Annotated in this window: 18 protein-coding genes; 3 read left to right on the top strand and 15 right to left on the bottom strand. The window is 40.9% G+C overall.

The features are described 5' to 3' along the window. Positions 1-518: 518 nt before the first annotated feature. From ACJJI3_RS11190 to ACJJI3_RS11130, 13 genes are all read right to left on the bottom strand, one after another. Positions 519-974 (bottom strand): GNAT family N-acetyltransferase, encoded by a 456-nt coding sequence (locus ACJJI3_RS11190; RefSeq protein ID WP_444942489.1) that lies wholly within the window; start codon positions 972-974, stop codon positions 519-521. Between the two features lie 231 nt (positions 975-1205). Next, entirely contained in the window at positions 1206-1838 is a 633-nt protein-coding gene (locus ACJJI3_RS11185) for a hypothetical protein (RefSeq protein WP_444942488.1), read from the bottom strand. A 124-nt stretch (positions 1839-1962) separates the two neighbouring features. Next, positions 1963-2304: an Imm8 family immunity protein gene (locus ACJJI3_RS11180; protein WP_444942487.1), complete on the bottom strand. Its 342-nt coding sequence runs from the start codon at positions 2302-2304 to the stop codon at positions 1963-1965. A gap of 274 nt (positions 2305-2578) precedes the next feature. Further along, positions 2579-2926, bottom strand: coding sequence for a hypothetical protein (locus tag ACJJI3_RS11175; RefSeq protein WP_444942486.1), 348 nt, complete (start codon positions 2924-2926; stop codon positions 2579-2581). 47 nt (positions 2927-2973) lie between these two features. Next, positions 2974-3366: a netrin-like domain-containing protein gene (locus ACJJI3_RS11170; RefSeq protein ID WP_444942485.1), complete on the bottom strand. Its 393-nt coding sequence runs from the start codon at positions 3364-3366 to the stop codon at positions 2974-2976. A gap of 66 nt (positions 3367-3432) precedes the next feature. Further along, positions 3433-3858 carry a hypothetical protein gene (locus ACJJI3_RS11165; protein WP_444942484.1) on the bottom strand — a complete coding sequence of 142 codons (426 nt, stop codon included), beginning with the start codon at positions 3856-3858 and terminating at the stop codon, positions 3433-3435. 109 nt (positions 3859-3967) lie between these two features. Next, positions 3968-4375 carry a hypothetical protein gene (locus ACJJI3_RS11160; RefSeq protein WP_444942483.1) on the bottom strand — a complete coding sequence of 136 codons (408 nt, stop codon included), beginning with the start codon at positions 4373-4375 and terminating at the stop codon, positions 3968-3970. A gap of 146 nt (positions 4376-4521) precedes the next feature. After that, entirely contained in the window at positions 4522-4971 is a 450-nt protein-coding gene (locus ACJJI3_RS11155) for a hypothetical protein (protein ID WP_444942482.1), read from the bottom strand. A 69-nt stretch (positions 4972-5040) separates the two neighbouring features. Next, the gene (locus ACJJI3_RS11150; RefSeq protein ID WP_444942481.1) at positions 5041-5439 is read right to left on the bottom strand and encodes a hypothetical protein; all 399 of its coding nucleotides are present in this window, start codon (positions 5437-5439) and stop codon (positions 5041-5043) included. A 109-nt stretch (positions 5440-5548) separates the two neighbouring features. Continuing rightward, positions 5549-5905, bottom strand: a complete 357-nt coding sequence (locus tag ACJJI3_RS11145; protein WP_444942480.1) for a hypothetical protein — start codon at positions 5903-5905, stop codon at positions 5549-5551. 128 nt (positions 5906-6033) lie between these two features. Beyond that, the gene (locus ACJJI3_RS11140; protein ID WP_444942479.1) at positions 6034-6336 is read right to left on the bottom strand and encodes a hypothetical protein; all 303 of its coding nucleotides are present in this window, start codon (positions 6334-6336) and stop codon (positions 6034-6036) included. 633 nt (positions 6337-6969) lie between these two features. Beyond that, on the bottom strand, positions 6970-7668 hold the full coding sequence (locus ACJJI3_RS11135; RefSeq protein ID WP_444942478.1) for a hypothetical protein: 699 nt from the start codon (positions 7666-7668) through the stop codon (positions 6970-6972). A 383-nt stretch (positions 7669-8051) separates the two neighbouring features. After that, positions 8052-8387 (bottom strand): hypothetical protein, encoded by a 336-nt coding sequence (locus ACJJI3_RS11130; protein ID WP_444942477.1) that lies wholly within the window; start codon positions 8385-8387, stop codon positions 8052-8054. 292 nt (positions 8388-8679) lie between these two features. Between ACJJI3_RS11130 and ACJJI3_RS11125 the strand changes: the two genes are divergently transcribed. Continuing rightward, the gene (locus ACJJI3_RS11125) at positions 8680-8925 is read left to right on the top strand and encodes a hypothetical protein (protein ID WP_444942476.1); all 246 of its coding nucleotides are present in this window, start codon (positions 8680-8682) and stop codon (positions 8923-8925) included. A 21-nt stretch (positions 8926-8946) separates the two neighbouring features. Next, positions 8947-9141, top strand: a complete 195-nt coding sequence (locus ACJJI3_RS11120; protein ID WP_444942475.1) for a hypothetical protein — start codon at positions 8947-8949, stop codon at positions 9139-9141. A gap of 308 nt (positions 9142-9449) precedes the next feature. Here ACJJI3_RS11120 and ACJJI3_RS11115 read toward each other — a convergent pair whose 3' ends face one another. Both ACJJI3_RS11115 and ACJJI3_RS11110 read right to left on the bottom strand, forming a co-directional pair. After that, positions 9450-10502 (bottom strand): hypothetical protein, encoded by a 1053-nt coding sequence (locus ACJJI3_RS11115; protein ID WP_444942474.1) that lies wholly within the window; start codon positions 10500-10502, stop codon positions 9450-9452. Positions 10503-11192: 690 nt separating this feature from the next. After that, positions 11193-12083, bottom strand: coding sequence for a LysR family transcriptional regulator (locus ACJJI3_RS11110; protein ID WP_413664753.1), 891 nt, complete (start codon positions 12081-12083; stop codon positions 11193-11195). Between the two features lie 102 nt (positions 12084-12185). Here ACJJI3_RS11110 and ACJJI3_RS11105 point away from each other — a divergent pair, with 102 nt between their 5' ends. Beyond that, positions 12186-12629 carry an SRPBCC family protein gene (locus tag ACJJI3_RS11105; RefSeq protein ID WP_444942473.1) on the top strand — a complete coding sequence of 148 codons (444 nt, stop codon included), beginning with the start codon at positions 12186-12188 and terminating at the stop codon, positions 12627-12629. Positions 12630-13194: the final 565 nt, after the last annotated feature.

Raw genomic sequence — 13194 nt, 5'->3', positions numbered from 1 at the left:
GATCACCGTTTAAGGGCGGTATTAAATGCCAACTACTAGCGAATGGCAACTGAAACACCGTAAGATCTTATGGTAAGGAAGTCTCTAGCAAAGTTATGAAGTGACGAAAGAGAACGTCATACAGAGTTTAGCCGTGAGGCGAGGTGGCCAAAGACAGCGAAGCCAAGTGATAAAATGGGTAGAGTAAATGATGTAGTTGTGTAGTGAAAGTTCACGCTCTTATCTAGGAAGTTATGCTTAGTTTTTTGCTATTAAGTTGTCACTGTCACTCCTGATTATATAAATAGGCACAATCAACTAGCCACGATCACAGGAATAGAAAAAGTGGTGGAACAATACCGCGTAATAACCAAGGTGATTAAACAGAAGTCATCTGATCGTCTAATAGCCTAATACCGAGACTATTACCCTGGAGATGGTTAAGGCCTGCTTGATGCTGTCAACGGATAGAAATTCATTACAGACTCTATGATGGATGGTGTGGGTAGCCGGTAGCTAGAAACTACCGGCTGCTTGTTTTAGAGCGCATTTTCTAATGATAATGCCACCTTTTTAATACCATGAGGCGGAACCCATCGTTTAAACTCAACAAAACCATACTTTTTATATAAATTAATTGCGGGCTCATTTACAGCAGCTGTTTCTACAATTGCTTCTATAAATTCAAATTCATCTAGAATGTAGCTCAGCAATTTACCTGCTATTCCCTTCCTGAAATAATCTGGGTCAACAGTTAAACTATTAATTTCTAATCGCTTATCTTCTATAGCAATCTCAGTAGTTGCGGCCAGACACTCATTGTCAATAAATCCATAAAATTGCGATTTGGATTTCTCTATATCTTGCGCACTTCGCGATAGTGGAGGAAAGTCAGCGGCACCTATCAATTGAGCTTCAACCTTATAGGAGCGTTGAAATATTATGAAAATCCGATTTGCTATTTCTTCGTTTGAATTATCTAGTTTTATTATCATGCTAAACCTAGTCTAAAATTTGGGGGCTCTCTAACTCTTTGCGCAACTGTATGTCTTTGATTTGGGCAGCAAATAGGTTTCAACCTTTTCTGGCATATCTTTGTCTACCATGTTAATGGTTTGAACATTTCCAATCTTGTGATCATTGCTTGATATCTCTTACTCCATAACGTCCGCAGAGGTCCAAAAGGCTAAAGCAAACTGCTCGCGCCAAATTGGCCAATAATCAAACTACTGTATCACCTTTAGAAGATAAAATAACCCAGGAATGACAAAAGATGAAAATATTAAAGCTCCAAAAATCGAGCTAAGCAGTGACTTTAGTCTAAACCATAGGGTATATTGCCATTCAGAACTATGACCGTTAATATTGACTTCAACCACCCTTATACCGTAACGTCTATTAATTTTATCTGCAATTTTCTCTTCCGAAAATGGACCAAGGTCAAATGGTCTCTTTAATTCTTTATCATCGTTTTCAGTGTAGATAAACCATTTGTACCATATTCCGTCATCTTCATATGCTTCCCTAGATAATTTATTGACTTTTGTGAAGTCCAAATCGAATGGATCTACCTCATCATCAGGTGTTTCAAATCTGATAGATTGGCTATTTAGTTCAATATACCAACCTCCTTGTAAGTTGCTAATTCTTCTAATCTGACAAATTAACCCAAAAAGCATTAGGGCCGCGCCAAGAAAACACACACTAGAGAGCAATAGCTTGATTACCTCAGGAGGCTTGCCTGCTGTATCTCCATTAAAAATTATGAGTGAGCCGCTGAGAAGTAAAACTGAATTGAGTGCTAGGAACGCACAATCGAAAATTACTTTCCTTAATAGCGAATGACTTTCTTGATACATTTGAAAACCTAGTACGGTAAGTATCTGCTGTTATTTAGTAGTGGAGCTGTGAAATGGATACCCTGTCCACGTAGTGGGAAATGATGCACTGCTATGTTATGTAGTAACACGGCTAAGCCCTTACTTATGGCTTGTAGTTTTCATATTCCCAGTGCATAAGATTAGCCAATTGCCTGCTAATACCTATCCAGCTTGTACATTGACATTGTTCAAGCATTGACTCTACCGTGCGAAGCACCTTCTTCCAACTGTATTCATAAAGAATGATGGCGTATTTGGTAGAACCTTTGCCGTGGAGGTTGTTTGGTGTAACGATATGAACTTGAAAGTTATCCCCGCTTTCGGTATCAGTATCAGGCCCAATTCTAAAATTAACCCATATATCCACATCATATGGGTCATTTGGCACCCACTGGTCAATTGGATGATGGTCAACACAATCATAGCTGTTGATGGTGGCTTTCATCACTTCTCTTAAAGCGTTGGGGCGAAAGTCTCTTGTGGCGAGACCACCGTTTAATGGGTCCCATTAAATGCTATCTACTAGCGAATGGCAACTGTAGCACCGCAAGGTCTTGTGGGAAGAAAGTAGCTAAGGAAACTTTGATCCAACGAAAAGAAACATTCTATAAAGCCTAGTCTGGAAGTGGGGCGTTCAGAGACGGCGAAGCTATGTGCTTTAATAGGTGGAGCAAATAAGGTAGGTATCTATTCGATGGGGAAGGCTTCTTACGGCGTAGCTATAACTTGCTTTGATTTCTTTGTTGATTCTCACACTCTTGTAACCCTACGTTTTTCCTATGTGATACTAATTTGGCTTTAGCAGGAAAGACATATTCTTTTGCTACTTCAGGCCATACTGACTGTAGGTTGTACTCCATTCTAAATGCGATATGACATAACCACTCTTCAGTTTTCGGAGCTTTTGTAATTCTGTCTTTTTCGAGCCCATCGATTATCTGGTAGATCGCTAAAGCATTCATGTAAGCTGCTTGTGAAGCGACTTCTCGTTTGAGAAAATACAATCCTGATCCTGCAGTAATAGCTATACCTATTACGAAAGCTAAAATCTGAGGTATATATTTCATATTTCTCTTGAAAAGTAACGTCATGCGAAGGCCCAGCCGGTAGTAGCTTACTGTTTGCTAGACATTTCTCGGAGTAGAGCCAACCCTTCTTTACCAATGTCCCCGAGCAAACGAGTGTGTGAGCATGAGTGAATCTCAGGTGTTGAGCCAAATTCTCCAAAAACCAAATATTGGTACCCGACCACCATGTGGGATGCGCACATGTCATCGGCAAACAGTGTGTTTTTTACTACCAAAGTATCTGCAGTGCCCTTTAATTTCTCAAGTACAACTAATTTGTTTGTGACGACACCATCGTCGCCGAGAGTAGAAGAGCGAACCTGGCCAAGGTAGACATAGTCAGACTCCAGATATCTCTCCTTAAGTGGAGATTCTACGCAGTAGCAACCGAGTGCTGCCTGAGCAGAAAACATGATTATTAAAAATACATAGATTCTCAATTTAAAATGACCTTATGTTTATTGTCCCACGCAGGCCGATGGCTCGTAGTATACTGGCTGGCATTGTTATGGCTGGAGCTTCCCTTGCCTCTGCAACCAAAGTGCGCGCTCTTCCTCTTTTGAGAGATTAGGCCTAGTTATCAGCAAAACTATGAACATGTTCATCAAGCCAATGAATAGTGTAAACGGATTCATGGTTACATAGAATAGCATGGGCCCAAGTAGAAATATTAAAATGGCGGGTATTAGGCGTAACTTCAAGCTGTGAGCACTTATTGCCAGACGAACAAATCCGCCTAATACTACTCCAGGAATAACCCAGCCAAATACTGATATGAATAATTCTGGAGCAGAATAGAAGATAGCGATAGTTGGAACAGAGCCAATAATGGTGGCAATTAGCATGCCCCATAAGCTCTCTCTTCTTTCTAGAGTCCTAAGTGTGTCTTTTTCTTTTTTGTAATCTGTATTGTCCATATTGCGTTCTTTCACTAGTCGCCAAGATGCCTTGTTCAGCGGCCATCGGAATGGTCCCAATTTTTGCTAGCATAGCGTACAATACAAAATGAGCGGAGTGTGGGTGATCGAGTATAGCTAGTTGTTATAAATTTTGCGAGATCCTTCTAATATGAGTTTCTTTAGATATGCTATTTACGTATTGAATAGCTCCGTACACGTCGATACTGTCTGGATTGTAAAAAATCAAATAGTAAAAATCCTGATTTTTTTCTAGGCGTACCGTAGCACACGGTTGATAGCTAATATCCTTCCACATAGATATAAGATGCTTTGACTGTCTCAAAGCATTATAAATATAGAGTGTAGTTTCATACTGCTCTTCCATGACTTTAATCTTACTTCTAATTGGTCCAAGAAAAGATCTTACTTTTAGCGGAACGTCTTCCTTCGAGTTAATAAGTACTGCGTCCTTGGAAAGTAATTGCAATAAATCTTTCTTGGCAGGAAATTCGGAGTGAATCACTCTATCAAATAGCTGTTTTTTATTCATACTCTCTACGTTGGCCTTGCCCACAAAAAGTAGGCGCTCTAACAATGCGCATTTGTGCTTATGCTCTGCTGGGCATTATATTGCTTAATGAGTAGTCTTGGGCCTTATACGGAGGCCCGTAGGGTGGAGCATTTAGCCTGCGTTTGTCATGTGCGCGCACTAGGGCTCCCTCTTAACCAGCATCCGACAACTAAATTTCGATAAAACAAAAATGCTATAAAGACTGATGGAATATATAGAACCGGCAATATATGTATAAAATGATACACCGCTAGCCCCCCCATAGGCATATCCATAGCCAACAATATCAATACAAATGTGGTTGCCGCTGACAGGTATGTGCGTCGTCTCAAGAACTGCGTAGCAGTTAATCCCCTTTCGATGGCTTCCGGACGATAAACGAGAGTGAGTGGTAATATCTCGAATAATAGCTTGTAGAAGAAAAAGAAGAGAAAAAGTATCAGTATATTTTCTGCGTCTTCCGCTAACCGGCCTCCTATAAATACGTGATCTCCCAGAAAGGTTAAGAGCGAGAGTGTCGCAGATTCACAAGCCAAAATTACAATCAAAGAACCGAATATTTTTAACTTCTTCATAGGCTCACATCCCGTTTCGACGGCATCTTTTTGCCGCCGGAACATACTTGGATTCATTGTTAGGCATTTTTAGTACTCTACACCAACGGCTAAAACTATAGGAAACTCTCTATCTTCCTGACATACACCCAGATAAAGAGTGAAGTCATCAGTAGTCCAGACTGCGGATGAAAACGAGCATGGGATGTAAAACTCTTCGTCGCCTTCTTCGAACTCATCTTCCTCTTCTTCGTCAAAATCTGCATTTAATACGATTTTGGCTGGACCGTACTTATTCTCTAAAACCGATGCCAAACGTTGTAATATTTGGGTGAACTCATGAACTATCGATTTAATTAGATCATCGTCATGCTGCTTGGTTTCATCCTGGAGTACTTGTATCTTTATTACTTCGAATTCTTCTTTACCTGAATCGATAAGATTATCTACAAACTGTACAATATCTTTGGGTATTTCTATGTTTTCCATACTCTTTTTGCTTTGTTGTTTATGCGTTGTGGCTACAACAAGGACGCTGGTGAATAGTGTACACCATCCCGTGAAGGGCCAAAGGACCGTAGCAGCCTGTTTGCAATTGTTATGGATAGCTCCACTTATCTAAAATACTGTCTAACACTTTGATAACTTTCTGACGCTTAACACCTTTATTTATACCCTTGGGCAGTTTTGAATACCAAGGGTGCCAATAATGCTCTAAATCGTGACCTGCTTCTTGGGTAGAAGGGTGTATGGACTTTAAAAAATAGTCCTTGCATTCTTGTACTTGATCAATACTCGAAAACTGGAAGGTGAAATTACACGCGGTTGCGAAGTAAACCCAGTTGTCAATTAAATTATCTCTTGAAGCTTTGACTGTAACACCACCTTCGTTTCGTGTGCTTATGTAGTCAATGTGCTTTTGGGGGTCTGCAGTTTCTCTCCATACTTTGCTCATACTCTAGGACCTATAACGAGGCTATAAAAGGCGGGGGTTGTTTGTATTATTAAGCACAAAATGAGCATTGTAACAGCAGATTCAGTGATCTTCTGTCAATTTTGGTAGCTTTGTTTAGTGCTCTTTAATTATTCATATTCACATACGCTTGATTGGTAATTAAAGTGACCACCACCATCGAGGCATGAGTGAATTTCTATATTCTTAGATACCCAATCTGTAACTAACATTACTGAGATTAATATTACTACCCAAGCTATAAGCCCCATAACAATACAGAAAGCACCATCTATATCTACTTTCTTGAAGGGGCGACAAATTAGATACCCTAGACCTTTTATTAGTACTTCAATAGTGACTTCGAATAATAGCCATCCAAGAAACCTAAATATAGCTCCGAAAATACCTATCCCAATTTCATCAATCGGCATTTTTATCCCTCAATGCATAACATCTTACCCACTGGCGGACCGCACACTGGCGAGCCTACCCCAGCTTTACTCCGTGTTTGCGCGGCAACTTGGTACGGCCAGCATAGCTGTGATCAAATGGAGTGAAAGTTTCCTGTAGGAAGGTCACCGCTTAATGGGGGCTATTAAATGCTAACTACTAACGAATGGCAACTACAACTCCGTGAGGTCTTGTGGGAAGGTAGCCGCTAGTAAAACTACGATCTGACAAATAGAAGCAGTATATAGAGCTTCGTCTGGAGGGGATGTGGTCAAGCATATCGAAGCTACATAATTTAATGAGTAGAGTCAATAATGTAGTTGTGTAGTGTTCTTATCTGGGGAGGTCTGTTTATCTTGGTGCTATGAATATGTCAGGGTCGCTCCTGGCTAATAGTTAGGCCCAGCCCGCGTGTTTTCATTTGGGTATAAGGTTGAGCTAATGTACTGTCATGACACTCAATTCAAATGAAGAATCTCTTGGCACTACCGCTAAGTAGAAGTTCACTAGGGATAAGAAATCTGCCTTTGAGCACCCACACGATGGGTGGGGTAGGGCCGGTAGTTAGAAACTACCGGCTATTCGCTTTAATCCAGCGAGATCAATATAATTAGTTAACTATTGTTTTCGAGCGTAATCATATCCACCCACTCAAGTACCATATTTATGGTGTGACGCTTTTCATCTTGAGGGTAGTCCGTAAATATTGCATTAATTTTTATCGGCCATCCATCAACTAGAATATATCCAATAATCTTAAATGTACGCTCTTCTATTTGATTGCCGTCAAGCTCATACGATACATTCATATCAACTTGCCATAAATAAGTGCTGTTGCTATCTTTTAGAACCCTGGTGCTAACATTGTCAGATCCCGATATGTTGTCCATCGAAATCCCTGTTCTTAGCTGAATATTAGTATTTGAATTGACTTGTTTTTTTGTGAGTTCAATTATTTTTTGATGCTCATCAGAAAAATTATTTTTGACATCAACAAAACTCTGTTTAGATATATCGCCATCTTTATATCGATTATCAAAAAATAACATTACAATACCGCCCGCCCCATCAGATTCGGAGTCTTTAAGGTCAATATCTGAAAAGCATGATAAAAGATGTACACTCCCAGGGCGGCCATATATTGTGTTTAAGTGATCCCAGATTTCAAAATCAGATTCACAAATTGGTTTATACTCATGAAATGTGGGTATCTTTACTTGGTTGCCAAAAATACTTTTTTCAACAAAGCCGTTCGCGATGGAATATTTACTGAAAGTAATCAGAAACAAAAAAGGAAAAATGTACTTTATCATTGCTATCTCTAGGTTTGTAACTCTTAAGGCACTTGATATCAAAGGTTTTGGTATCAGGCACTTCTACTTTGTACGCCCGGTAGGGTCGTGGACTAATGGGGTGAAAGTCCCCTGTAGGGAGATCACCATTTAATGGGTTCCATTAAATGCTAACTACTGGCGAATGGCAACTGCAACACCGAGAGGTCTTGTGGAGAAGAAGCCGCCAGTAAAAAACTGTGAACTGAAGAGCAGAAACTCCTTACAACGCTTAGCTTGGAGATGCGATGGCTAGGGGGCATCTCCAATGGGTAGATATTCATTACGGATAGGGAGCTGCCTATTGCGGACCTGCCCACCTGATGGATGATATGGGGCTGGTATCTAGAAACTATCGACCTGGTTTATGAGATTTCCTCTGGATTAAAAACAAGACGAATTTTGCTAATACGACCCACCTTATAATGAAACGTTTGAGCCATTAATGTACTTCTACAGTTTTTAGTGAATTTATATATGTAACATGTTGAATTCGGATTGTGAAACTCTTCTACCATCTCATACGATACATCAACTGGAGGCGAAGCTTTCAGAGATTCTATATATTCTTTGGCCGATTTACACTTAAACAATGGCCCTTCAAAATCCAGCTTTTCATATAGTATTAGGTCTAATGAATCAAAGTCCTTTGTTTCATAGAATATGTCCATATATTTTCGAGCAAGCTCTACTTTGTTCATATCGATTTCACGTAACGTTTTACTCAGCCGCCACAGAAATGAGCCGGTTTATGTTATCTTAGAAGGCCGTTTCTTTACATCTATCAAAGGTAGAGCTTAAGGCTTCACAACCATTGACACAATACGAAAATCAACAGTTAAGCCCATACCCCATCACCCAGCCTCGCCGCTCACAGATCTCTCTTGATATGACTCCAAACTGTCACTGAGTCTCCCGCTGTGTAAGCAGAGCATTCCTTTATGGAGGTGGGGGAGGGACTATGAGCACCGACGTCAGTGGATTGAGATTGAAATGCAAAGGCTGGCTGTTATCTTTGCGGGAGATATCGCTGCCTATGGGGTAATGAGCAATCACTATCATGTGGTGTTCTATATTGATGCTATAACGGCCAATACTTGGTCTGATACTGAGGTCATTCCCGGCTGGCAAGAACCATTTAAAGCATCTAACTTGGCTCAGCGCTTCATTCATGGTGCCTCTCTGGACCCTTGTGAAGAGAGCAAACTTAAAGAGTTGATTGAGCTATGGCGAAAGTGATTAATGGATATCAGCTGGTTCATGCACTGCCTAAACGAATCTATTGTCCACCAAGCCAACATAGAAGATCACTGTACAGGCTTCTCCTGGCTCAAGTCTAAGGCGTTACTGGATGAAAGAGCCTTGGCTGCCTGCATAGGCTATGTCGATCTCAATCCTATCCGAGCTGACATTGAAAAAACCTCGCTGGACTCTGATCACACTTCCATTCAGTAGCGTATTCGTGCTGCCACCTCAGTTGAGCAATCCAAAGGCCTATTTGACCAAAGTTACGTAATTTTTAAACCTAAAGTACAATTTTTCAGTACTCTACCTTGCCCTACACCAGGCTAGGAGAAATAGTCGTTAAGACAGAAGCGCTGTACTGTTTCTGCTGTCATCTTTCAATAAATGGGTGTCCCAGTGTGTAGCCTGCTCAAATGGTCGGCGTCTACTCAATGGAGGAAGGCTTCCCACCGGAAGTATTGTTACGTAGTATCCATTAGCTTGTCCTGTTATGGTTTTAACTGCCTTGAAAAGGATAGTTAATTTTCCGTGCTGGTTTCAGCTAGCTCTGTTACGTAAACAAAAGTATTCTCTAACCCAGCTTCTTTATGTTCTAAAGCCTCCTGTGCGGCAGGGTTTAAGAAAGCATTTAAAAAGGCATCACGACTGGCGTAGCGCACAATCATAATCTTTTCCCAGTCGATAGTATCTTCAGTCAAAACAATATCAACATCCATTGAATAGGTAGGGCCGCTGTTGTAAGAAAAGAGTATTAGCCCAATGGTTTCACCATAGATGCTATTAGCTTCTTCGCCGGTTAATTCTGTTTCTCGCCCGTCAGAATATTGTGCTGTTTCATAAAAATCGATGAGGTTCATCATAAAAAACGGGGAGGGTGAGTCGCTGACAATCATGTCGATCATGACATCGATATTTGTGTAAAGCGATACCGCATCGCCGCTATCATCCAATACGCCTGTATTGAGAAGTAGTTCAATGGCTTCGTCTTCATCAAGATTATCCAGGCTTGGGTCAGAGAAGGAACCGGAAGGTTCAAACGGAAGATTCCCAGGTATTCCTAATATCCAAGTTTGATCAGTTGAAGCTCCATACAGCGTATTTATAGCGGTTGTAAAATCGTCTGAATTAATAGCTTCTAGTAGTGCATCAATGTTCGGAAATTCGGCGATACGAATCGCACTAAATTCCCGTTCAGCGAACATAGTTGCCGCTACTGTACTCGCAAAAACAGTGCCTCCACCTACGTTAGACCATACTGATTCAATCGAGCTCTCGTAATTGCTAAATCCATAGGTATCACTCACGGCGATAAGCTGCACAAGAGCCAATGTGTTCGACGTATCCTCATATTCTAATAGCGCCTGCATTGTTTCTTTGCTAAAGCGGCCCTGAGCATCGCCAAATTGTGCCAGCAACGATTCACTTGCTGTTGTGGTATCCTTGGGTGAGTCATTGCTGTCAGAACCACTATTATCGCAGCCTAGAGCCAAACACATACACGTGAGAATGAAGCACTTTATAAGTGCCTTATTAGCTGTGTTTAAAAAAATATTTTTATAGCCCCTTTCCATAAATTAACCACCCCATGAAGTATATTCTGTAGTTTTACTTAATCAAGCAATTAAGATCCTTACTAAGCTTGCTAATGAAAATAGCAAGGGCTCATAACCTAAGGCAGACTGAAGGGTATCAATGGTGTTTTTTTGCGTATGGAAGGTGATGAAGAACGTTATGCGATATCGAATAATAATTGCTTTAAGGTAATAGTGGGTAGATTCCCATTTAAATCAATCAAGCTTGCACTTAACAATTTAAGATTTATAAAAATTCTTAAATTTAAAAAATTTTTTATTAATAACTAGAATAGATATTTTCTGCGTTTTGATTGATGGCCACCGAGGCAGAGCAACCAAATATTACCTGTCCCTTTTTTTACGAAACTGAGACCACAGGGAGCCACATAAACATGCATAATATTGGGTATCCTTCGGAGACCTGAGGGGTCGAATAAAGCTACCAGTATTTGTTATACATCTAAAGTTGATCGAACCCAGAAAGAATTGCACAACGCCTCTCTCTAGGATAAAGCCATCCATGAGGGGAGGGGCCGCTAGCAAAGCTACAATCTGACGAACAGAAGCATAATATAAGACACTGTTGGCAACATCCCCCAGTCTTTGGTTGCCCCATCGTGGGCTGATATATGTCGATTATCGTGTGAATTTAGAGCAGAGGAAATATCATTTAGCCCCTCCGCCATCTTATTCTTTATTATATTTCTCGAAAATAAATCGTTTAAAAACTTCGATCTGTTTAGCTTTGTATTGAGATTGACGATATACAAGGCTGAGTTTCTTAGGTGGTAACTTGTTGTTTTGGAAAAGAGGTATTACCAGTCCCGATTCAATTAGCTTAATAATACTCTGATGCAACTGGAACCCAATACAGATATTCTTTAGCGCCATGGTTTGAATGGCGTGAACATCATTTATTCTATGGTGAGCATACGTCTGATTATTAAATTTGTTGTTCTTTAACCACTTTCTTACTTCTGGTGAAAGGTCCTCGAGAGGTGGCATGGCAACGCGATGGGAAGTAAGTTCAGAGATTTGAGTAGGCGTACCATGGGTCGCGAGATATTCTGTCGTTGCAAAAAATGTGGGTCGAACCTCACATAGCTCGCGGGAGATTAAACGTGTACTGTCCGCAATCTCACCAATTCTAAAAGCAAAATCAAGATCAGAATCACTAAAGTTTATAATGGATTCGGAATACTCCAGCCGATATCTAACATTTGGATAACGCTCAGAAAACTCACTTAACCAAGAAGACAAGCTTGAGTCAACCAAAGACCGGGATAACGTTATTTTGAGGTCCCCTTCGACGCGCTCGTTATCATACTGAATGCGCCTTTCTGATTCGCTGATTTGCCTTAGTATTGCAGCACTGCTTTTGTAAAAGCTTGCGCCATGCTCTGTAAGTACCATTTGCTTATTGGAGCGATCAAATAGCTGCACGCCAAGATCATACTCCAGGTTTGTAATCTGCTTACTAAGCGCTGATGGCGTCTTGTTTAGACTGTCAGCGGCAAGCCGAATACTGCCAGAATCAACAACAGCCACAAAAGACTCATACTGGGTAAACTTCGACATATCACTTTCCAAAATGGAAACTCCGATCGCATTATAGGTCACTTTTTGTCATTCAAAAAGAACAATATAGTGGACTCGTAAATAACGAACCCGGAGTAAATAATGATTTTATTAGCGGAAGTCGCGATCACGGTTAAACGTCCGATTAACACGTTCTTTGAGTACGTCACCAACATGGAAAATTACGGAGAATGGTTCCCAGGGGTAACCTCTATTGCCTCTCACAACGAACTTCCCCATGGCATGATCGGAAAAACATATCAAGAAGTGATCGTCATGCCTGAAGGAGAAGCAACCCTTGTTATAGAAGTTAAGAAAAGCCGATTGAATCAAGATTTCTACACTGAGGGTGATCTTCTCCCTCTATTACCCGCCATGCTAATGGAGTTTAATGCTGAAACACCGAAGTCAACCAGGTTCAACCTGAAGTACTTTTCTCGAAGTGACATTCTCGATTCTAACTCTGATGTAATAAAAGAGATGAAATTAAATTTGGGTGGGCGAATTTCAATTGCAGTCGATAATTTACAGCGGCGCTTTAGTTAGTCTGACTTGATCCAATAATTGTTCCTTAACTATGTGGCGCCGATGCGAAGTGATGAAATAAAGAAATCCTCTCTCTATGGCGGGAGCGCCTAACGGATATCAGCTGGTTTATGCGATATTTAAATGAATCTGTCGCTCGCCAAGCTAATGCTGAAGACACTTGTACAGGTTGATTTCGGGAAGGCCGTTTCAGTCCCAAGCCTTACTGGATGAAAGAGCCCAGGCTGCTTCTATGGCTTATGTAGACCTCCTCGATCCGTGCCAATATCGCCAAGACACCTGAGAATCTGATTACACTTCAATTCAACAGCGTATCCGTGCGGCAGCCTCAAATGAGCGGCCCCAAAATCTACTCCTGGTTGTCGGCACTGAACATTTGAATATGCCGAACGGGCTACCTTTTCAGCTGGATCACTACTTGGAGCTAGTGGACTGGAGTAGCCGACATTTAGACATCGGAAAACGAGGTTATATTGCCTAAAAAATGCCTTCCGTTCTGAAGCGGCTCGGCATTTTGCCCAAACACTGGCTCTATCTCAATCGGGACCTTGAAAGTAGCTTTAAA

It is taken from the genome of Microbulbifer maximicatervae (SeqCode), assembly GCF_052466985.1.
Note: the sequence above shows the minus strand (reverse complement) of the source record. Positions and strands in the feature narration are given on the sequence as shown.